We start from the raw sequence: 19126 nt of genomic DNA, 5'->3' as shown, positions 1-19126 counted from the left end.
GGTGGGGTGAACAGTGCAGGATCGGAAGAACGACGAACCCGGCACGACGTCCGGCAGGCGGGCGCGCGGTGAGCTGGAGAGCGGTGTTCTCGCCGCGCTCTACGGGGCCGCCGAGCCGATGACCGCACGCCAGGTCAGGGACGGACTGCCGGGGGACCTGGCCTACACCACGGTGCTGACGATCCTTTCGCGCCTGTACGACAAGGGGATGCTCGTCCGGCATCGCGCGGGCCGCGGGTACGCGTACGCGCCCGCCAGGGACGAGGCGACGCACACGGCGGAGCGGATGCGTTCCCTGTTGGAGCACGGGGCCGACCGCGAGGCGGTGCTCACCCGCTTCGTCTCCGAACTGTCCGAGGAGGACGAGCAGTTGCTGCAGCGACTGCTCTCCGGGCACGACGGACCGGAGCCCTCCGGCCGCGCCGACGAAGGACCGTGAGCCGGTGCTGATCAGTGTGTACGTCCCCCTTCTGATCACTGTCGTGATCGCGGTGTTCGCGCCTCGTGCCGCTTCGCTGCCGGCCCCGCGCCCGGCCGCCTGGTCGCTGGCCTCCACCGCACTGGTGGCATCGCTGGGCTGGCTCGGCTCCCTGGGACTGCTCGCGTTCGCGGGCCTTGCGCAGATCCCCGAGGTCGCCCAGGAGGGGCAGTGGTCGGTCGCCGCCGTACGCGCCTCCGATCCCGTCTATCTCACGGTCGCCGGGGTCGCCGCGCTCACCTTCCTCGCGTCGGTCGCGGGCCTCGCCGTGGCCACCACCCGTCAGCTGCGGCATCTGCGCTGGGCCCGCCGCGAGTGCCAACAGCTGCCCGGCGACACGGAGTTGGCCGTTCTCGACCTGGCGTCGCCGGAGGCCTTCGCACTGCCGGGGAAGCCGGGGCGGATCGTGGTGTCGCGCGGCATGCTGCAGTGCCTGGGCGAGCGCGAGCGCGAGGCGCTGCTCGCGCACGAGCGGGCCCATCTGCGGGGCCGGCACCATCTCTTCCAGACCCTCTGGCGGCTCTCCGCCGCCGTGAATCCGCTGCTACGGCCGCTGTCCGCAGCCGGCGGCTTCGTACTGGAACGCTGGGCCGACGAGGAGGCCGCGGTGCGCGTCGGCGATCGTGCGGTCGTCGCCCGCGCCGTGGGCCGGGCGGCGCTCGCCACCTCGGCGAACCGTTCTCGCCCGGCGCTGGCCGCGACCGGCGGGGCCGTGCCGCAGCGGGTGCGGGCGCTGTTGGCGCCTCCTCCCCCGCGCCGGGCCCTGCCGTTCGTCGCGGGCGCGGCGCTGCTCGCGGTGTGCTGCGCGAGCCTGGCCGATGCCGCGACCGACAGCGAGCAGATGATCGAGACCGCGCAGCACGCGGCGTGCGTAACGGCTCGGGCGGCGGTCGCATCGGCTGCTCCGGCGCTCCCGCCGCACGGGCCGTGCTGTGCACACGAACACTTGGACGGGCCCGTCCGGCGCCACTGACCGGCAGGCCACCGGCACTACCTCTCAACAGCGCCGATCACCACATCCGTCCGAATTACGCCCGTGTTATCGTCGCCCCGTCCATCATCAGGAATCCTGTTGATCGATCCCGGCGATCGGATGGAACTCCCCCGTCGCGCGCACTCCATGAATGGAGCGGTATGTCTGTTCTGGCCCGGCCGACGGTGGCCGCCTTCGCCGCCAAGTCCCTGCAGCGGCTCTCCCTGCTGGCGGACCGCCGCCCGAGCGGGCGCGGCTCCGCCGCCTCCTCGCATCAGCGGTTCCCGCAATTCCCGCGCAACACAAGGGAGTTGACGATCCCGGCCTCGGTCGCCCCGGCACGGGCCACGGTGTACCTGCCGGCCGGCGAAGGTCCGCCGCCGCCGGTGCACGTGAACTTCCACGGCGGTGGTTACGTCGTACCGCTGACCGAACTCGACGACCCGCTGTGCCGTTTCCTGGCGGCGGAGGCAGGTGTCGTAGTGGTCAACGTCGACTACGTCGTCGCGCCCCAGCACCCGTTCCCCGCACCGCCCCGCAGGCCTTCGAGGTGGTCCGGTGGATCGCGGAGCACAGCGTCGAACAGGGCTGGGACGGCGACCGGCTCACCGTGGGCGGGCAGAGCGCCGGAGGCGGACTGGCGGCGGCGGTGGCCCGGCAGGCGCTGGAGGAGGGCGGCCCCTCGATCGCGCTCCAGGTGCTTCACTATCCGCCGCTGGACCTGGCGACCAGTGCGAAGGACAAGCAGGCAGCCATCGCCAAGCCGGTGCTGCGGCCCTGGATGGCCGAGGTCTTCGACACGTCGTACGTCCCGGATCCCAAGGTGCGCACCGACCGCCTGGTGTCGCCCGCCCACCCCTCGGACACCGCGGACCTCAAGGGCATCGCACCGGCGCTGGTCGTCACGGCGGAGTACGACCTGCTCAAGGCCGAAGGCGTGCGCTACGCGGACCGGTTGCGTACGGCGGGCGCTCTGGTGGAGCACGTCGACGTCGCCGGAGCCGACCACGGCTACGACGGCACGGACGACGAACGGGCTCTGCAGTCCTATGCCCTGATCGCCCGTCAGGTACGGGAGGCCGTGGGCACCGGCTGAACCACCCGCGCGGACAACGCACTTCGCCGACCGTCCGCTCCAGGACGGTCGGCGAAGTGCCTGCTTCGTCACGCCGACGGCGCCGGCTCCGGCGGGATGAGGCCGAACTTCCCGGCCGCCTCGGTCAGTTCACGCCACACCTTCGGTGCCACGGGAATGCCCTTCGCGCCGCGTCCCTCGGCGACCGCCGCACTGCGCTCACCGGGGTAGAAGACGCCCTCGGCGCCGTCCGCCGGCGGCAGTCGCTTGAGGGTGGCCAGCGTGGTGTCGACCGCCTCGGTGAAGGCGGCTGGGTCGCCGAAGGCCGCCGGGTCCAGGGCGATGAGCAGCGCGTTCTGGCGGTGCTTGCGGCCCTGCGGGTCGTCCGAGTGGAAGGCGGCGAAGATCGGCGCGCCGACCAGCACGCTGGTGAGCAGTTCGAAGGCGAGGGACATCCCGGAGCCCTTGGCGCCGCCCAACGGCAGTGGCATGACGGCCAGTTCGGGATCGGTGGTCGGGGTGCCGTCGGCGGTGGCCGCCGCGCCCTCGGGCAGCGGTGTGCCACTCGCCTTCGCCTGGCGGATCCTGCCCAGGGCGATGGTGGCGGTCGCCATGTCGAGCAGCAGCGGGGCATGGGCCGAGGCCGGTACGGCGATGGCGAGCGGACTGGTCGCCACGGCGGCACCCTTGACTCCGGTGTAGCCCATGTTGGGCATGCCGGCGACGTAGCCGATGCCGACGAGACCCTGCTCGGCGATCTTCGACACGTAGTAGCCGATGGCGCCGGTGTGCACGGTCCGCCGGACCCCGACGGCGGCGACTCCACTGATCCTGGCCCGGGTCACCGCCTCGTCGGCGGCGGCGCTGAGCGCGACCGGGCCGGGGGCGCGGTCGGCGTCCAGTACGGCGGCGGCCGGGGCGGTGGACTCGATCTTGATGTCGGCGTCTGCGTTGGCCACGCCCTTGGCCAGCAGCTCCAGGTAGGCGGGGACGCGGGCGATGCCGTGCGAGTCGACGCCGCGCAACGCGGCCCACACGAACACGTCGGCTGTGGTCCGCGCCTGCTCGGCGTTCAGACCGCCCTTCTCCAGGAGTGCGGCGGAGAAGGTACGCAGGTCGTCGGCGGCGACAAGGAGCCTGCCCGGCTTGGGCGTTGCGGTGTCGGACATGGTGGCGGATACCTTCCTGGTTCAGCGGGTGACGAGTACGTCGACGACGGCGGTGGTGCCCTCCGCCACGGCCTTGAGCGCACGCTCCAGCGCGGGGGCGAGGGCCTCGGGCGCGTCGACGGTCTCGGTGTGCATCCCGAACGGCTCGGCGAACCCGGCGAGCCTGGGCAGCCGGTGCAGATCGGTGCCGAGCCACTCGCCGGTGTCGGCAGCGGCGCCCTCGGGGTAGAACCTGCGGTGGTTGAGGTTCATCGACTTGTAGACGCGGTTGTTGAACACCACGATCAGCAGCGGGAGTTCGTAGGCGCCCGAGGCGTCGTACGACTGGATGACCGGGTTGTAGGTGAACGCGCCGTCGCCGATGGTGAGCACCACCGGGCGTTCCCGGGCGGCGAGTTTGACGCCGAGCGCGACCGCGATTCCCTGGCCGAGGCCGCCCTGCACGTAGAAGTACGAGTCGGGTTGGGCGGTCTGGACATGGCGCTTGACGACACGGCTGTGGGTGATGGTCTCGTCGACGACGATCCCGTCCCTGCCGTCGAGCAGCTTGCGCAGCGTGGCGGCCACGAGCACCGGGTCGATGCCCTCGGCGCCCTCGGCCTTCGTCTCGGCCTGGGTGATCGCCGTCTGCTCGGCCGCGAAGCGAGCCTCCTGCGCGGCCCTGCGCTCCGCCACCGCCGTCTCGTCCAGGTCCTTCGCCCGCTTGGCCAACTGGCGCAGGGTGTTGGCGACGTTGCCTTCCAAGTACTTGTCGGCGAAAAGGACTTGGTAGACGACGTGCGGGCGCTGCGGCACCTCGTCGATGACGACGACCGTCGCCTTCGTGGGGCGGCGCGACGGCGGGTAGAAGGGCGCGCGACAGTTGACGAGAAGGATCAGGTCCGCCTCGTCCATCCACGGGCCGATGTCGTTGCCGGCGTGCAGCGGGTGGGTGCGCGGGAAGTTGCCGCACACCGCCGAGTCGGGTTCGACGACGGGGATGCTCCACGCCTCGGCGAAGGCGACGAGGGCCTCGAAGCCGCCCGCCTCGCGTCCGGCGGTCTCCGTGACGATCACCGGGTTGCGCGCCTCGCGGATCGACTGGGCGACCGGGTCGACCTCTTCGGGCGAGCTGTGCGTGGAGCCCGGTGCCACGATCGGCTTGGCCTCACGGCCGTCCCACTCCTCCAGGAGGATCTCCAGCGGGACGTTGAGGTACGCCGGTCCCGCCGGGGCACGCCAGGCGAGTTCCGCCGCCCGCGTCACCATCGTAGGAAGGGTGTGGACGCTGGCGGCCTCGTTGGACCACTTGGTGAAGGGCTGTGCGATCTGGTGCGGGCCGCCCACGATGGACAGGTTGCGGTACCACTGGCCGCCGGGATCCTGGCCGGGGCCGTCGCCGTAGGTGGTGGACTCCGAGGAGCTGACCACCATCGGGACGCCCGCGAGCAGCGCCCCGTGCACGGCCATCGAGCCCTGGAGCAGACCGGGGGCCGCGTGCAGGAGCACGCCCTGCGGCCGGCGCCTGATGAGGCCGTAGCCGGTGGCCATGCCGACGGCGACGGTCTCGTGGGTCAGGTCCAGGTACTGCGGGCAGGGCAGTCCGTCGCGGTGGCGGCGGGCCAGGGACTCCCAGACGGGGGCCCATTCGGAGCCCGACGAGCAGAAGATGTAATCGGCGCCGACGGCGTTGAAGGCGGTAACGAGAGCATCGCCGCCGTCGGCGCCCGGAGTGTTGGTGGTGTCGGTCATCTCTCGTGCTTCCTCAGCCCTCGATCGGCCAGTTCAGGACCTCGGAGATACCGCGGCCCATGATCCATTCAAGCTCCTCGGGAGTGAAGTCCCAGTGCTTGGTGAACTGCTCGATCGTGTCGGTGTACGTGATGCCGTGGCCCAGGAGACGGGTGATGTCGGTGCCGTAGAAGCAGCGCTGCGGCCCCATCTTGTCGACCATCTCGCGCACGTACTTCTGGATGTTGTTGTTCGGGAAGGGCTGTGTGGAGTAGCCCGGGAGCGCCGAGACCTTCACATAGATGTTGGGGTGGGCGGCCAGGTCGGCGGTCTCCGAGACCCAGTAGCCGATCGCGTCGTCGACGCAGCGGGCCATGATGCCCATGTGGTCGATGATGATCTTCAGCTCGGGGTGCTTGGCGGCGATCTCGCCCAACTCCCGCTTCCAGATGGGCGCGTGGACCATCGTCGGGATGCGCAGCTCCTCGGCGATCGGCCAGTACCAGTCGTTGGTGCCGTCGATCATCCAGTTGCGGTCCTGCGGCCGGTGGAAGGTGAGGCGCGTGCCCTTCACGTGCGGGTTCTGCGCGAAGTCCTTCAGCATCGCCTTGCCCTCTTCGGGCTTGTTCTGCGGGATGCGCGCCATGATGCCGAAGCGGTCGGGGTGCGCCTCACAGGCCTCCAGGGCGTAGTCGATGCGGTCGCCCTCCCAGGACGGCGGCAGGATCAGGGCCCGGTTCACGCCGGCCTCGTCCATCAGCTCCAGGGCCTCCTCGTACGAGAAGGGGTCCTCGCGGTGTCCGTTGAGGCGGATGCGCTCCCGCGCTCCCGGGACCCAGGGGCGGTCCGGGCTCTCTTCCTTCCAGATGTGGATCTGCGTGTCGACAACGAACATGTCCGGAACTCTTTCTCTCGAAGGTCTTTACGGAAGGAACGCTAGGCGGGCGACGGGCCCTTGCCGAGCGCTGGGAGTGCAAGCAGTAGTTGCGCCAAACACCGCTGTACGCAGGGCATTCTCAGTTTGCGGACGAGGTGTCGAACACGGCCCCGACAATGTGCTCGGCGATCGCCATGGAGGCCGTGGCGGCCGGCGAGGGCGCGTTGCGCACGGCGGTGATCCGGCCGACCCGATGGATGCGGAAGTCGTCCACGAGCGTGCCGTCGGGATCCAGTGCCTGGGCCCGGACGCCCGCCCCGCCGCGTACGACGTCGGAGACGCCGACCCCGGGGACGTACAGCTTCGCGTCCGTCATGAAGGCCGACGCGGACAGCGAGCCGCGGTACTCCTTGATGCCGGTCCGCCAGTGCTGGGCGGCCATCCTCCAGGAGCCGGGGTAGGCGGCGAGTCCGGCGAGGTCCTTCAGCGAGAAGCGGCTGAGCTTGTAGCCCTCCCTGGCCAGGGCGAGCACGGCGTTGGGACCGACCTCCACGCTGCCGTCGACCCGCGGGGTGAAGTGCACGCCGAGGAAGGGGTAGCGGGGGTCCGGTACCGGGTAGACGAGCCCGCGCACCAGGTGGGTGCGGTCCGGTTTGAGGAGCATGTACTCGCCCCGGAACGGGATGATCCTCGGAGCCTTCTTGTCCTGCGCGAGCCTGGCCACGGCGTCGGAGTGCAGCCCCGCGCAGAGGATCAGCCGGTCGACCCGGACCCGCTCCTCCCCCGACGCGACCTCGATGCCACCCGGCACATCGGTGATGGAGGTGACCGGGAAACCGAGCCTCACCTCGCCGCCGGAGGCCTCGATGTCCTTGGCGAACTCGCGGGCGATCGCCGGGTAGTCGGTGATCGCGGTACGCGGGGAGTGCAGGGCCGCGATTCCGCCCACGTGCGGCTCCAGCTCCTTGATCTCCTCACGGCAGATCTTGCGGAGTTCGGGCACGTGGTTGTTGCGGGCCCGCTCGTAGAGGTTCTCCATCCGGCCCAGCTCGTCCGGCCGTACGGCCACGACGAGCTTGCCGATCTCGTCGTACGGCAGGCCGCGGTCCTGGCAGTACTCGCGCAGGATCGATACGCCCCGGACGCACAGGTCGGCCTTGAGGCTGCCCGGCGCGTAGTAGATGCCGGCGTGCACGACGCCGGAGTTGTGGCCGGTCTGGTGGACGGCGACCTCGTGTTCCTTCTCCATGACCACGACCCGGGTGCCGGGGCGGCGCAGGGCGATCTCACGGGCGGTGGCCAGGCCCACGATGCCGGCGCCGACGATGCCGATCGTCTCGTCAGCCATCGGCGTCCTCCTTTCTCTGTGCTGCCCGCCCGCTCACGCGCCGATGTGGACGGCGACGGTCTTGACCCGGGTGGAGAAGCGCAGGACCTCGTCGCCCTGCTCCTTGTAGCCGGTGCCTGAGTCGTGGAAGCCGCCGAAGGGCAGGTGCACGTCCCAGCCGGGGGTGGTCGCGTTGACCGCGATCTGCCCGCACTCGGCGTCGTCGGCGAAGCGGTACGCGGAGGCGAGGTCGCGGGTGAACACAGCGGCGGCGAGGCCGAATTGGGAGTCGTTCACCGCGTCCACGGCCTGCGCGAAGTCGTCCACGGCGCGGACGGCGAGGACCGGTCCGAAGACCTCCTCGCGCCAGATCGCCGCCTCGGCCGTGACATCGGCGAGCACGGTCGGCTGCACGAAGCAGCCGTGCGCGTGGTCGCCCTCGGTGTCCGCCGCACCGCCGGTGAGGACGGTGGCACCCTCCTCGACGGCGCCCTCGATGTGGGCGAGGACGCTGTCGCGCTGCTTCGGGCTGGACAGCGGGCACAGGGTGGTCGCCGGGTCACTGCCCGGGCCGACCTTGAGCGCCTCGACCTCGGCGACCAGGAGCCGGGTGAACTCGTCGTACACCGGCCGCTCGACGACGACGCGGCTGGTGGCGGTGCAGCGCTGTCCGGCCTGGCCGAACGAGGCCGCTGCGACGGTCTTCGCGGCGAACGGCAGATCGGCGTCCCTGAGGACGACGGAGGCGTTCTTGCCTCCGAGTTCGCCCTGGAAGCGCACGTTGCGGTCGGCGAGACGGCGGCGGATTCGGCCTCCGACCTCGTTCGAGCCGGTGAAGGTGATGCCGACGATGCGCGGGTCGTCGAGCAGGGCCTCCTCGATCTCGGCCGTACGACCTGTGACCACGTTCAGGACTCCGGCGGGCAGGCCGGCGTCGTGCAGGGCGCGGGCGAAGTGCAGGCCCGACAACGGTGTCTCGGTGGCCGGCTTGAACACGGCCGCGTTGCCGGTGGCGAGCAGCGGGGCGAGCTTGCGGGCCGGGGTGATCAGCGGGTCGTTCCAGGGGCTGATCACGAGGATCACGCCGATCGGTTCGCGCTGGGTGTGCACCCGGGTGTTGGGGCGGGCGTCGTGCAGGAGGGTGCCGTAGCCCTGGCGGGCCAGGCCGGCGTAGTAGTCGAGGAAGTCGGCGGCCTTGAGGGTCTCGCCGCGGGCCTCGGCGCCGGTCTTGCCGTTCTCGGCGGTGACGTCGGCGGCGATCTCGTCGAGCCGCTCGCGGATCAGCCGGGCCGCCTCGGTGAAGATGCGGGCGCGTTCGAAGGGGCTGGTGCGCTTCCATACGGTAAAGCCGCGCTCGGCGTGGTCGTAGGCGCGGGTGACGTCCTTGGCGGCGAGGGCGGGGATGCGCGCGAGGGGGGTGCGGACATCGGCGGGGTCGTGCACCTCGATCCACTCGCCGGTCGTCACCCACTCTCCACCGGAGAGGGTTTCCAGGCTTCGCATGAAGATCACTTCCTTCGTCCGCCGCGGTGCGGGTCCGCGGTCTGCACAGTCAGCGGCCGCAGTGGGCCGAATGCGACAACACACCATGTGAGGGCGGTGCCACCAGTCCCGCAGAGGCAGGCATTGCTTGCGCCGCGCGCAGGTCGGCGGAGGGTTGATCCGTGCTGGAATCGGCAGGCCGGACGGCATGTGCCACGCCGCCGGGAGCAGAGGATCCGCCGCGGATCGACCGAGGATTCGATGAGGAGAGACACGACATGGCCTACGCAGTCATCGCCCGCTACTTCTGCGAGCCCGCCGACGAGGCCACAGTGCGCGCCGCGTTGCTGAAGGTGCGCGAGCAGACCCGTGCCGAGCCGGGGAACCTGGCCTACGAGGTGCACGCCGAGGCGGACGTACCCGGGAGTTTCGTGCTGTACGAGCAGTACGCCGACCGGGCCGGTTTCGACGCGCACAAGGCGGCCGACCACTTCGACGAGCTGATCGTGCGGACGGTCTGGCCGCTGCTCACCGATCGCAGGGTGACCTTCGCCGAGGTCCTGTGACGGACCCGGCCGGGAAGCGCCGCGACGCGCTTCCCGGCTCGGGCGTCAGAACTCGTTGCCCCAGCAGTACCGGGCCAGCGTCTCCACCTGGACCAGCTTCTGCCGCTGCTGCTCGGCGGTCAGCAGTGGCCGTGTCGCCACGTCGGCGAAGCCGCGGGACGGCGAAATGGCCATGTCCTCAAGGTCCTTGATCTCGGCGGCGGCGTCGATGCGTGCCATCACCGCGTCGATCTCCTCCAGCTCGGCCACGTTCGCGTCCACGACACCCAGGCATGCGTCCCGGTGCTCCGGCAACGACCTGACCAGGTCGAGTTCGGCGTCGGTGCCCTGGTCGTACGGCAGGATCCAGCGGTCCGCGGGAACCTCGCCGTAGAGGTGCTCGGCCGCCGCCCGGTCCACCGCGGCAGGCGCCGCATGGCCGATCGAGACACCGATGCGTACGCCCTCGGGACGCTCGTCGAGTCGTACCGCCAGGGCCTCAACGGCGAGGGTGTCCTCGAAGGACAGCGCGCCGGGGGCGGCCGGGTCGACGGCCAAGTGGCCCGCGAGGAGCGGGTTGTTGAGCTGGATCAGCCGGACCCCGCGGGAGACCAGCAGCTCGATCTCCGCGTGGATGATCTCCGCGAGCGCCTCCCCCAACTCCCTTGCGGACGAGGGGCCGTGACCGGGCTGGAAGGTGGTGGCGGCGAGATACGCGGGTGAGGGCAGCGAGGCCTTCGGGGCGATCAGCGTCAGTCCGGTGAGGCGTGCCGCCCAGTCCGCTAGCAGCGGGCCGTTGGCCTTGGGGAGGGATTCCGCGACCCAGCGGACCAGCCCGTCGGCGTCGTTCTCGTCCGTGCGCCGGAGACCTGATACTCCGTCAAGGACCGCGCTGCGGAAGTCCTCTCGCGGGAAGTCGCCGTCGGTGACGACGGTGGAGCGCAGCTTGCGCTGGAGGACGACGGCCTCCTTGACCGCCCGGAGTTCCGCCGCCTTCAATGCCTCGGGGTCGCCGGCCGCGCGTGCGGCGGTCAGTTCGGCGGGGCGGACCAGGCTACCGTGGTGGTCGATGCGGTAGTTGAACGTGTCCGCCATGAGTCATGCGTCCTTTCCGGAGGAGGACGACGAGGTCGGGGCAGGCTTGCCGACAACACCCCAGGCGGCGAACTCCAGTTCGTAGCCGAGCGAGGCGAGGACGTCCTCGGCGATCTGCTGGTCCTCGTCCGCGGTGCCGCCCGCGATACCGAGGCCGCCGATGATCTCGCCGTCCTTCTTGATGGTGAGGCTGCCTTCGGTGGCCATGATCGGCATGGCGGCGCCGGGGAGTTGGGAGAGCTGGGAGAAGAAGACCGGCTGGCTCTCCTGCCACTTCTTCAGCATCTTGCCGGGCCGCTGCATGATGGCCGCCGTGTACGCCTTGGCGCGGGCGATGTCCGGGGTGAGCGGGCGGGCGCCGTCCGGGCGACGGATGGCGACGGGGAAGCCGCCCGCGTCCACGACGGCCACGCTCACCGCCTTCCCGATCGACCTGGCACGCTTGTGGGCGGCGTCGATGATCTCCTCGGCGGCGTCCAGGGTGAGGCTGCTCATGCTGCTTCCTTCGGTGCGGTGAGGGTGCGGCGCAGGTGGGCGACGGCGGCGTTGTACTTGGCGGGCGTCTCCCAGTACATGGAGTGCGGGGCGTCCGGGACGATCTCCAGGCGCGAGCCGGCGAGCAGTTCGTGGGCGCGGGTCACGGTCTTCACGCTGAGCACCGCGTCCTTCTCGCCCGCGAGGAAGGCGACCTTGACGCCCGAGTCCCGGATGTCGTCCAGGGACGGTCCGTTGGTGTCGAGGTTGCGCAGGTCCTGCATCCTGGCCACGTTGAACGTGCCCATCTGCTGGAAGAGGAAGGTGAGGTCGGCCCGCTCCTCCTGGAACCGCTTCGTCAACAGGCGGTCGATGACCGGCAGTTTGACGGCCTGGGCGCGGTCGGCGGCGGCCAGTTCCTTCAGTTCGGGGTGGCTGATGCCGCCCAGCGAGTGGCCGAGCACGACCGAGCCGACCCGCTCGGGCCGCAGCAGCGCGGCGCGCAGTGCGGCGACGGAGCCGATGGACTGGCCGACCAGCATGGCGTCGGCCAGGTCCTCCTGGTCGAGGACGGCTACGACGTCGCCGGGAAAGTCCTGGCCGTCGAACTCGGGCATGGACGAGTCGGACTTGCCGAAGCCGCGCAGGTCCACGGTGACAACCGTGAACTCCTCGCGCAGCGCGGCCACTTGCTGCCACCAGGCGGTGTGGTGGCCGCCGCTGCCGTGCACGAACAGGATCGCCGGACCGCTGCCGTGGCGCTCGTAGTAGATGGATGTGCCGTCGGAGTCGGCGATGGGCATGGGGGTGAACTCCTGTACGCGCGGGGTCAGTTGGGGCGACGGCCGTGGAAGACGAGCTCGATCATGGTGTGGTCGGGGTCGTGGATGTAGCAGAACTTCGACTGGTTCTCGGGCCGTTCGATCGGCCGGGTGTGCCGGATCCCCAGGTCCTTGAGGTGGGCGAGGAAGTCGTCCCAGTCGTCCACCTCGACGGCGAAGTGATAGGGCGCCATGCGCTCCATCTCCTCGACGGGGGTGAAGTGGAGGTCGAAGTTGCCCCGGGTCATCAGCACCACACGGGTGTTGGACTTGGGCATGATGCGCTTCATCCCGAAGACCTTCGTGTACCACTCGGCGGTCCGGTCGGGGTCGGTGGTGGGGAAGTTGACGTGGTGGATGTAGCGGGGTGCGCTGCTCATGACGGATTCCCTTCGCTGTGTACGGGGTTGGACAGGACGCCGATGCCGCTGATCTCGATGTCCACGGTGTCCCCGGGTTCGAGTTGGCAGGTGGACTCGGCGCCCATCCACAGCACGTCCCCCGGGTGCATGGTGATGTGCTTGGTGAGCTCGACGATGTGGTCGAACGGGTCGAAGACCATGTCGCCGGTGGCGAACGAGGCACGGACCTCCCCGTTCACACGGAGCGTCGTGGTCTGTGCCAGGGCGTCGACATCGGTCTCCATCCAGGGACCCATCGGCTTGAACGTGTCGCTGTTCTTGCTGCGCCAGAAGGAGCGGTCCTGGTGCTGCCAGGTGCGGGCGCTGACGTCGTTGCCGATCGTCCAGCCGAACACGGACTTACGGGCCTCTTCGTACGTGGCGTGCCGGAGCGTGCGGCCGATGACGGCGACGAGCTCCGGTTCGGCCTCGAAGCGGCCCTCGACCCCGTCCGGCTTGACGATGGGCGAACGGTGGCCGGTGAGCGCGTTGTTGGCGCGGTAGCCGACCTCGGGACGGGTGGGGGTCTCGGCGCCGGCGTGCGCGATGTGGCGCGGGTAGTTCATGCCGACCGCGTAGAACACGGGCGGGACGACTACGGGCAGCCACTGGGCTTCGGCGGCCGGCACCGTGCCGATGACGGTCGGATCGCCCTCGATCGGGGACTCGGACAGCAGTTCGATGTCCTCCTCCCCCACCCGGCCCCAGACCGCCCGGCCGCCAACCCCAACGCGCGTGTACCTCATGGCGGTTCAGCCCGCCAGCAGGTGGGAGACGCGCTTGGTGATCAGGTAGGCGTCGAGGGCTTCGGGGCCGCCCTCCCTGCCGTAGCCGCTCTCCTTCACACCGCCGGAGGGGGCCTCGGCGACGGAGCCGCCGCAGTGGTTGATGGAGAGGATGCCGGCCTCCAGCGCGCCGGAGAGCTTCTCGGCGGTGGCGGCGGACTCTGTGAACCCGTAGGCGGCGAGGCCGTAGGGCAGGGCGTTGGCGAGGGCGAGGGTCTCGTCCAGATCGGTGAACGGGACGACCGGCGCGAGCGGGCCGAAGGGCTCCTCGTGCATCAGCTTCGCGTCCGCCGGTACGTCCGTCAGCACGGTCGGGGCGTAGAAGTAGCCGTCGCGCTCCAGGCGTCGACCGCCCGTGAGTACCTTGGCATCGCGTTCCACGGCGTCGGAAACCAGGTTCTCCATGGCCTGCAGCCGGCGCTCGTTGGCGAGCGGACCCATGGTGGTGTCGCTGTCGAGGCCGTCTCCTACGGTGACCTCCTGGGCGGCCTTCACGAACTCCGCGGTGAACGCGTCGACGATGCTCTCGTGGACGAAGAAGCGGCTCGGTGAGGTGCACACCTGGCCGGCGTTGAAGAACTTCGCCTGTGCCGCCTTGCGGGCGGACTTCACCGGGTCGGCGTCGGCGCACACGATGACCGGGGCGTGGCCGCCGAGTTCCATCAGCGTGGGCTTCATGGCCTCGCCGGCCTGAGCCGCGAGGAGCTTGCCGACGGGTACCGAGCCGGTGAAGGCGACCAGGCGGATCTGCGGCGAGGGGATCAAGTGGGCGGAGACTTCGGCCGGTTCGCCGAAGACGAGGTTGAGGACACCGGCCGGGAGTCCGGCGTCGGCGTAGCAGGCGACCAGGGCGGCGGCCGTACCCGGGGTCTCCTCGGAGGCCTTGATGACGATCGAGCAGCCCGCGGACAGGGCCGAGGACAGCTTGCGATTCGGGCCGCCCACGGGGAAGTTCCACGGCACGAACGCGGCCACGGGGCCCACGGGTTCGCGGCGGACGGTGAGGACGGTACCGGGTGCGGACGGGATGATCCGGCCGTAGGCGCGACGGGCGTCCTCGATGTGCCAGCGCAGGGTGTCGGCGGTGCGCAGGGCCTCGGTGGTGCCCTCGCGGAGCGGCTTGCCCTGTTCCCGGGTCATGATCCGGCCGATCTCGGGGGCGCGCTCGGTGATCAGGTCGGCGGCGGCGTGCAGGATCGCGGAGCGCTTGGCCATGGGGGTGTTGCGCCAGGTGCGGAAGCCCTCGGTGGCCGCGTCGAGGGCGCGGTCCAGGTCGGCGGTGGTGGCGAGGGGAACGTCGCCGATCACCTTCTCGGTGGCCGGGTTCACGATCGGGGCGGTCCGTCCGGTGCCGCCCTGGCACCACTCGCCCGCGATGTACATGCGGACGGCGGGGTAGCCGTGGTCGGAGGTCATGAGTGGGTGCCCTCTCAGGCTGGAAAGGCGGGAGGAGAATCAGTTGGCGGGGGCGTCCTGGTCGCGGTTGGAGCGCAGCGCCCAGATGTGGTGCGGCGGGGTGGTCTCGTGGACGCGGGTCCCGTAGGTGTCGTCGACGCGGTCCATGTCCGCCGCGTACTCGACGCGGCCTCCGCACGGGGCGTGGATGAACCGGAACACGTTCGAGCCGACGGTGTGGCGGCCGAGTCTGCGGGCCTCCCGCCAGCCGCGCTCGATCATGTGGTTGCCGCCCTCGATGACGTCGTCGAAGCCGGGGACCTCGTAGGCGACGTGGTTGACGCCGGCGCGGTCGGGGCGGTGGCACAGCAGCATGGTGTGCTGGTCGTCGTCGCCCGGTGCCTGCATGAAGACGCCCATCGGTCCGACGATGTCGGTGGGCCGGAAGCCGAGCCGCTCCGTGTAGAACGCGACGGCCTCCTCGCGCCCCTCCTTGACGATGTTCAGCGCGACATGGCACATGCGCAGCGGGTAGGCCCGGGTGAGCGGTTCCAGCGCGGTGTTCCAGCGGTCGACGCTGCCCAGCGCGTTGGCGGGCCGGGGGGTGACGTCCGCGTCCTTCGGGCGGGCCAGGGCGAGTCCGACGCCGAAGCCGCTCTCGTCCGCGGTGTGGAAGACCCCGTCGGCGCTCTCGTGGACCTTGCGGTCGCGGCCGGCGGCGGCGACCAGCCGGGCCAGTTCCTCCGGGGTGTCGACGCCCCAGACGACCTCGCGGATCGTCGGCCCTGCCTCCACCGGTGGCGGCAGCAGCGGGCCGGGCACGGTGTCCAGATGCAGGGTCTGTCCGGCGAGCGTCTCGAAGACCGCGTGCTCCTCGGTGCGCTCCAGCAGGAACAGCCCGAAGTCGCCGAAGAAACGGACACATTCGTCTACGTCGTCGATGCCGTAGGTGACCGATTCGATTCTCTGGATTCCCATGGATGCCTCGTTTCGCGGGTCGCCCGGCGAGCCTAGGTTTCGGGGCGTGAAGGCCTCAATGGTCCGAGCTCGCCTGAATTCGCAATCGTTTCTTGCAACTACGCGCGGATGGCCGGAATGGGATTCTGTGAGAACCATTCGGAGAGGAAGTCCAGGAAGACGCTGACCTTGCGCGGGGTGGCCTGGCCCGGGCCGTAGATCGCGAAGAGCGGGCGGTCGGGTACGGCGAGTTCGGGCAGCAGGACCCTGAGGGCGCCGGAGAGGAGGTCGTCGTAGGCGGGGCGCTGTGGGAGCAGGGCGATGCCGCGGCCGTGGACGGCGGCCTTCTGGATCGCGAGATAGGAGTTGGACGAGAACGCCACGTTGCGGATCTTGTGGAGGGTGCTCGTGTGCCCGTGGCCGATGCGCCAGACCGGGTCGTTGACGTGGACGAGGCACTCGTGGTGGGCGAGGCCGTTGGGCTCGGTGAGCGGGCCGCCGCGCTCCAGGTACTTCTCGGAGGCGCAGAGCACGAAGGGCAGAGAGGCGATCTTCTTGAGGCGGACGCTGGAGTCGCGCAGGTCGCGGGTGTGGAAGGCGACGTCGAAGCCGCTGTCCAGGAAGTCGTACGTGCGGTCCGACATGCCGCCCAGTTCGAAGCGGACGTGGATCTTGGGGTGGGCGGCGGAGAACGCGGCGATCGCGTCCCCGAGGTCCAGGCTGCCTATCCACTTGGGGCAGATGATGCTCAGGGTGCCCTCGGCGCGGTCGTGGAGGTGCGAGATGACGGCGTCCTCGGCCTCGATCTCGTCGAGGATCCGGGCCGCGAACTCGGCGTACCGCAGCCCCGGTTCGGTGAGGCTCACCGAGCGGGCGGTGCGGTTGACGAGGCGGACGCCGACCTGCCGCTCCAGCTCGGCGACGTGGCGCGACACGAGCGAGCCCGACGAGCCCAGCTTCTTGGCGGCGCCGCTGAAGCTCCCGGCCTGCGCGACGGTGACGAAGCTGTGCATGAGGAGCAGTCGATCCATGATTCCTCCGGAGGCCCACATGTGCCAGGGGTGGGCCCCGGCGGCGGTGCCGGTCATATAGGGGTCCGGCAGGATCCGGAATGTCCTGGCAGCGGCTCTATCGGGACATTCCGGCGACGTGCCGGACGGGCGGCTCGGGACAGTGCGGGGACAGGCATCGCTGCCCACGCGGCTGTGTTACTTGGGGCAGTACTGGGGTGCCTTGTTCAGGTTGTCCTTGGTGACCAACAAAAGAGGAATGTTGGCAATCTTGTCAACCTTCTCCTTGGTCAGGAGGCCGACCGCGTTCTTCACCGCGGTCCGCCCGATCGACATGGCCGAGTTCGCGGCGGTGGCGGAGAGCCGTCCGTCCTCGACGGCGGCCACGCCCTCGTCGGTGCCGTTGGCGGTCACGATCTTGACGTCCTTCTTGCCGGCCGCGTCGAACGCCTTGCGGGCGGCCGGCACCATGTCCTCCGGGGCGACGAACGGGTACTGCAGGTCAGGATGTGCCTGGATCATGTTCTCGGCCACGTCCTGCGCCTTGACCGGGTTGAACATCCCCGGCTGGTTCGCGACCACCTCGGCGGTGCTCGGCAGTGCCTTCGTGAAGCCGCCCACCATCAGGTCGGAGGCGGCGCCGGGCGCCCCCGCGATCACGCCGACCTGGACGTTCTTGCCGCCCGCGTCCTTCGCGATCCAGCCGGCGTCCAGGGCACCCAGCTTCCCCAGGTCGACGACGGCCGCGCCGAGGATGTCGTTCACGTCGCCGGTGGCCACGGACGTCAGGTAGATCGGTATGTTCGCGGCCTTCGCCTTGGCGATGTCGCCCTTGAGCGCGTCGACATTGACCGTCTGCACGATCAGCGCGCTCACACTGCGCGAGGTCATGTCCTCGATGTTGGACAGCTCGGTGGTGGAATTCTGGTGCGAGTCGGCGGTGAAGATCTTGACGTTCTCCGTCTTCGCCGTCTGCTCGACCGCTTTCTGGGGACAGCTGTGGAACTCGGTGTCGCCGCCGTAGACGAATCCGAGGGTGACATCACCGGAACCCCCGCTGTCGTCACTGCTGCCGCAGCCGTTCAGTACGAGAGTGGAGCCGGCGAACGCGGCGAACATGGTTCTGCGGGAACGAGGTCCACGCCCTTCGGCGCGGCTGCTCCGCCGAAGCTCCTGGTGACGCCCCGGACGCGAAGTACCGCGTCTCCCCCCGGGGTTGTCACGGGCGTGGCTCGGTGCCGTCCGGGGCGAGGCGGCCGTAGCCGCGGATGTCCGGGAACGGGGGTTCCTTGTCGGCCTGGAGGTCCACCTGAAAGGTGTTGAGGCACATACCGAGCATGGTGAAGTTGCCGAGCGCGCCGATGGTGTCGACCAGGCCCTTGGAGCCGAAGTGCTCCAGTGCGGCGGCGAAGGTGGCGTCGGTGACGAAGTGGTCGTCGAGGATCTCGCGGCAGAACTGGTAGAAGGCCTGGTCCGCTTCGTTGTCGAGGACGGCCTCGCGCTTCTCGGCGATCGCCTTGACGGCGGCCTCCGGGATGCCGGCCTCGATCGCCTGGTGCACATGGGCGTTCCAGGAGTACTGCGCGTCCCAGTTGCGGGCGGCCATCAGCAGGGTGAGTTCGCTGAGGTGCTTGGGGAGGCTGCTGTCGAAGCGGGCGAACGCACCGAGGGATTCGGCCCGTTCGCACATCTCGGGGCTGTGCAGCCAGACCCGGAAAGGTCCGCGGACCGCGCCGCGCCGGCCGGCGATGCGGGCGGCCAGTTCCCGCTGGCGCGGGTCCATTTCCTCTTCGGTGAGAACGGGGAGCCTCATGGGCCGGTACCTGCCTTTTCTTTCCGGCGCGTTACGTGCACGGTTCGTGAAGCCGTGCGATGCGTGCCGACGCTACAGCCGGGTCAGGAAAGCTCACCCCTCCGGAAGTGCAAGGTAAAGCTGCACGCCGGAGGGCACCCATTCCCCCGCGCGAGGCCTAACGTCGTTCGACGCAGAAGTGTGTAAGTGGAAAGGAACTCCGGATGACCACGATCATCAAGGTCGCGTCCGTGCCCGTGCTCGATCGCGGCGGAGCCGTCGCCTCGACACCACTCGTCACGACGCCGTCGGCGGGCGGGGAGAACCTGATCACCAGTGGGATGAGCGTGTATCCGGTCGGCTCCGGGGCGCCGTTGCACTCGCACAACTGCGACGAGCACGTGACGATCCTGGAGGGCGAGGCGGAGGTGTGGGTCGACGGCGAGGTGACACGGCTGGAGCAGTACGACACCACGTACGTCCCCTCACCGATCCCGCATCTGTTCCGGAACGTGGGCGACACCCCGCTGCGCATCCTGTGGGTGTACTCGTCGGGCTATGTGACGCGGACGTTCACCGAGACGGGCAAGACGGTGGAACACCTGTCGGCGGAGGACCAGATGGGCAAGGACTGACCCACCGCACACGGAGGCGCCCGCGTCGAAGTCGCCTCGTCCGCCTTGGTCCGCAACCGCTCCACCATCGGCTGTGACAACTCGATGCCGGTGACGGGAACTCCGCGCTCGGCGAGCGGCACGGC

General features: G+C 70.0%; 20 protein-coding genes and 2 pseudogenes. 6 read left to right on the top strand and 16 right to left on the bottom strand.

Annotated features, from left to right (window positions below):
• Positions 1-13 precede the first annotated feature (13 nt).
• From AB0I51_RS36020 to AB0I51_RS36005, 4 genes and pseudogenes are all read left to right on the top strand, one after another.
• Positions 14-439: a BlaI/MecI/CopY family transcriptional regulator gene (locus tag AB0I51_RS36020; RefSeq protein ID WP_362982589.1), complete on the top strand. Its 426-nt coding sequence runs from the start codon at positions 14-16 to the stop codon at positions 437-439.
• 4 nt (positions 440-443) lie between these two features.
• On the top strand, positions 444-1451 hold the full coding sequence (locus AB0I51_RS36015; RefSeq protein WP_362982587.1) for a M56 family metallopeptidase: 1008 nt from the start codon (positions 444-446) through the stop codon (positions 1449-1451).
• A gap of 161 nt (positions 1452-1612) precedes the next feature.
• Positions 1613-1924 (top strand): annotated as a pseudogene (locus tag AB0I51_RS36010) (alpha/beta hydrolase); the annotation flags it as partial.
• 77 nt (positions 1925-2001) lie between these two features.
• Positions 2002-2547, top strand: a complete 546-nt coding sequence (locus tag AB0I51_RS36005; protein WP_362982585.1) for an alpha/beta hydrolase fold domain-containing protein — start codon at positions 2002-2004, stop codon at positions 2545-2547.
• Between the two features lie 68 nt (positions 2548-2615).
• On the opposite strand, the gene AB0I51_RS36000 is transcribed toward AB0I51_RS36005, so the two are convergent.
• The 5 genes from AB0I51_RS36000 to AB0I51_RS35980 form a co-directional block, all read right to left on the bottom strand.
• Positions 2616-3695: an Ldh family oxidoreductase gene (locus AB0I51_RS36000; RefSeq protein ID WP_362982583.1), complete on the bottom strand. Its 1080-nt coding sequence runs from the start codon at positions 3693-3695 to the stop codon at positions 2616-2618.
• 21 nt (positions 3696-3716) lie between these two features.
• The gene (locus tag AB0I51_RS35995; RefSeq protein WP_362982581.1) at positions 3717-5426 is read right to left on the bottom strand and encodes a thiamine pyrophosphate-dependent enzyme; all 1710 of its coding nucleotides are present in this window, start codon (positions 5424-5426) and stop codon (positions 3717-3719) included.
• A 13-nt stretch (positions 5427-5439) separates the two neighbouring features.
• Positions 5440-6300 carry an amidohydrolase family protein gene (locus AB0I51_RS35990; RefSeq protein WP_019069943.1) on the bottom strand — a complete coding sequence of 287 codons (861 nt, stop codon included), beginning with the start codon at positions 6298-6300 and terminating at the stop codon, positions 5440-5442.
• A gap of 121 nt (positions 6301-6421) precedes the next feature.
• The gene (gene lhgO, locus AB0I51_RS35985) at positions 6422-7630 is read right to left on the bottom strand and encodes an L-2-hydroxyglutarate oxidase (RefSeq protein ID WP_362982579.1); all 1209 of its coding nucleotides are present in this window, start codon (positions 7628-7630) and stop codon (positions 6422-6424) included.
• A gap of 33 nt (positions 7631-7663) precedes the next feature.
• The gene (locus tag AB0I51_RS35980; RefSeq protein ID WP_362982577.1) at positions 7664-9112 is read right to left on the bottom strand and encodes an aldehyde dehydrogenase family protein; all 1449 of its coding nucleotides are present in this window, start codon (positions 9110-9112) and stop codon (positions 7664-7666) included.
• 257 nt (positions 9113-9369) lie between these two features.
• Between AB0I51_RS35980 and AB0I51_RS35975 the strand changes: the two genes are divergently transcribed.
• Positions 9370-9657 carry a putative quinol monooxygenase gene (locus AB0I51_RS35975; protein ID WP_362982575.1) on the top strand — a complete coding sequence of 96 codons (288 nt, stop codon included), beginning with the start codon at positions 9370-9372 and terminating at the stop codon, positions 9655-9657.
• Positions 9658-9702: 45 nt separating this feature from the next.
• On the opposite strand, the gene AB0I51_RS35970 is transcribed toward AB0I51_RS35975, so the two are convergent.
• The 10 genes from AB0I51_RS35970 to AB0I51_RS35925 all read right to left on the bottom strand — a co-directional run bounded on the left by AB0I51_RS35970 (position 9703) and on the right by AB0I51_RS35925 (position 18357).
• The gene (locus tag AB0I51_RS35970; RefSeq protein WP_362982573.1) at positions 9703-10731 is read right to left on the bottom strand and encodes a methionine synthase II (cobalamin-independent)-like protein; all 1029 of its coding nucleotides are present in this window, start codon (positions 10729-10731) and stop codon (positions 9703-9705) included.
• 3 nt (positions 10732-10734) lie between these two features.
• Positions 10735-11226 carry a heme-binding protein gene (locus AB0I51_RS35965; protein WP_362982571.1) on the bottom strand — a complete coding sequence of 164 codons (492 nt, stop codon included), beginning with the start codon at positions 11224-11226 and terminating at the stop codon, positions 10735-10737.
• Entirely contained in the window at positions 11223-12008 is a 786-nt protein-coding gene (locus tag AB0I51_RS35960; RefSeq protein WP_362982569.1) for an alpha/beta hydrolase, read from the bottom strand. Before AB0I51_RS35960 ends, AB0I51_RS35965 begins: the two co-directional genes overlap by 4 nt.
• A gap of 26 nt (positions 12009-12034) precedes the next feature.
• Complete coding sequence (locus AB0I51_RS35955) at positions 12035-12406, bottom strand: VOC family protein (RefSeq protein WP_019069936.1); 372 nt, start codon at positions 12404-12406, stop codon at positions 12035-12037.
• On the bottom strand, positions 12403-13173 hold the full coding sequence (locus AB0I51_RS35950) for a fumarylacetoacetate hydrolase family protein (protein WP_362982566.1): 771 nt from the start codon (positions 13171-13173) through the stop codon (positions 12403-12405). The genes AB0I51_RS35955 and AB0I51_RS35950 overlap by 4 nt, the downstream gene beginning before the upstream one ends.
• 6 nt (positions 13174-13179) lie before the next feature.
• Positions 13180-14628 carry an NAD-dependent succinate-semialdehyde dehydrogenase gene (locus AB0I51_RS35945; protein WP_362982564.1) on the bottom strand — a complete coding sequence of 483 codons (1449 nt, stop codon included), beginning with the start codon at positions 14626-14628 and terminating at the stop codon, positions 13180-13182.
• A gap of 39 nt (positions 14629-14667) precedes the next feature.
• Positions 14668-15585: a VOC family protein gene (locus AB0I51_RS35940; RefSeq protein WP_362982562.1), complete on the bottom strand. Its 918-nt coding sequence runs from the start codon at positions 15583-15585 to the stop codon at positions 14668-14670.
• 98 nt (positions 15586-15683) lie between these two features.
• On the bottom strand, positions 15684-16595 hold the full coding sequence (locus AB0I51_RS35935) for a LysR family transcriptional regulator (RefSeq protein ID WP_362982560.1): 912 nt from the start codon (positions 16593-16595) through the stop codon (positions 15684-15686).
• Between the two features lie 177 nt (positions 16596-16772).
• Positions 16773-17693 carry a sugar ABC transporter substrate-binding protein gene (locus AB0I51_RS35930; protein ID WP_362982558.1) on the bottom strand — a complete coding sequence of 307 codons (921 nt, stop codon included), beginning with the start codon at positions 17691-17693 and terminating at the stop codon, positions 16773-16775.
• 100 nt (positions 17694-17793) lie between these two features.
• Complete coding sequence (locus AB0I51_RS35925; RefSeq protein WP_362982675.1) at positions 17794-18357, bottom strand: carboxymuconolactone decarboxylase family protein; 564 nt, start codon at positions 18355-18357, stop codon at positions 17794-17796.
• A gap of 233 nt (positions 18358-18590) precedes the next feature.
• Between AB0I51_RS35925 and AB0I51_RS35920 the strand changes: the two genes are divergently transcribed.
• Entirely contained in the window at positions 18591-19001 is a 411-nt protein-coding gene (locus tag AB0I51_RS35920) for a cupin domain-containing protein (RefSeq protein ID WP_362982556.1), read from the top strand.
• A 29-nt stretch (positions 19002-19030) separates the two neighbouring features.
• Here AB0I51_RS35920 and AB0I51_RS35915 read toward each other — a convergent pair.
• Positions 19031-19126, bottom strand: a pseudogene (locus tag AB0I51_RS35915) (class I SAM-dependent methyltransferase); the annotation flags it as partial.

The sequence above is a fragment of the Streptomyces sp. NPDC050549 genome, from assembly GCF_040655035.1.
Classification (GTDB): domain Bacteria; phylum Actinomycetota; class Actinomycetes; order Streptomycetales; family Streptomycetaceae; genus Streptomyces.
Note: the sequence above shows the minus strand (reverse complement) of the source record. Positions and strands in the feature narration are given on the sequence as shown.

Excerpts from the sequence above, each read along its gene's own strand:
- AB0I51_RS36000 (WP_362982583.1), bottom strand. The coding sequence starts at position 3,695 with ATGTCCGACACCGCAACGCCCAAGCCGGGCAGGCTCCTTGTCGCCGCC.
- AB0I51_RS35995 (WP_362982581.1), bottom strand. The coding sequence starts at position 5,426 with ATGACCGACACCACCAACACTCCGGGCGCCGACGGCGGCGATGCTCTC.
- AB0I51_RS35990 (WP_019069943.1), bottom strand. The coding sequence starts at position 6,300 with ATGTTCGTTGTCGACACGCAGATCCACATCTGGAAGGAAGAGAGCCCG.
- lhgO (WP_362982579.1), bottom strand. The coding sequence starts at position 7,630 with ATGGCTGACGAGACGATCGGCATCGTCGGCGCCGGCATCGTGGGCCTG.
- AB0I51_RS35980 (WP_362982577.1), bottom strand. The coding sequence starts at position 9,112 with ATGCGAAGCCTGGAAACCCTCTCCGGTGGAGAGTGGGTGACGACCGGC.
- AB0I51_RS35975 (WP_362982575.1), top strand. The coding sequence starts at position 9,370 with ATGGCCTACGCAGTCATCGCCCGCTACTTCTGCGAGCCCGCCGACGAG.
- AB0I51_RS35970 (WP_362982573.1), bottom strand. The coding sequence starts at position 10,731 with ATGGCGGACACGTTCAACTACCGCATCGACCACCACGGTAGCCTGGTC.
- AB0I51_RS35965 (WP_362982571.1), bottom strand. The coding sequence starts at position 11,226 with ATGAGCAGCCTCACCCTGGACGCCGCCGAGGAGATCATCGACGCCGCC.
- AB0I51_RS35960 (WP_362982569.1), bottom strand. The coding sequence starts at position 12,008 with ATGCCCATCGCCGACTCCGACGGCACATCCATCTACTACGAGCGCCAC.
- AB0I51_RS35955 (WP_019069936.1), bottom strand. The coding sequence starts at position 12,406 with ATGAGCAGCGCACCCCGCTACATCCACCACGTCAACTTCCCCACCACC.
- AB0I51_RS35950 (WP_362982566.1), bottom strand. The coding sequence starts at position 13,173 with ATGAGGTACACGCGCGTTGGGGTTGGCGGCCGGGCGGTCTGGGGCCGG.
- AB0I51_RS35945 (WP_362982564.1), bottom strand. The coding sequence starts at position 14,628 with ATGACCTCCGACCACGGCTACCCCGCCGTCCGCATGTACATCGCGGGC.
- AB0I51_RS35940 (WP_362982562.1), bottom strand. The coding sequence starts at position 15,585 with ATGGGAATCCAGAGAATCGAATCGGTCACCTACGGCATCGACGACGTA.
- AB0I51_RS35935 (WP_362982560.1), bottom strand. The coding sequence starts at position 16,595 with ATGGATCGACTGCTCCTCATGCACAGCTTCGTCACCGTCGCGCAGGCC.
- AB0I51_RS35930 (WP_362982558.1), bottom strand. The coding sequence starts at position 17,693 with ATGTTCGCCGCGTTCGCCGGCTCCACTCTCGTACTGAACGGCTGCGGC.
- AB0I51_RS35925 (WP_362982675.1), bottom strand. The coding sequence starts at position 18,357 with ATGGACCCGCGCCAGCGGGAACTGGCCGCCCGCATCGCCGGCCGGCGC.
- AB0I51_RS35920 (WP_362982556.1), top strand. The coding sequence starts at position 18,591 with ATGACCACGATCATCAAGGTCGCGTCCGTGCCCGTGCTCGATCGCGGC.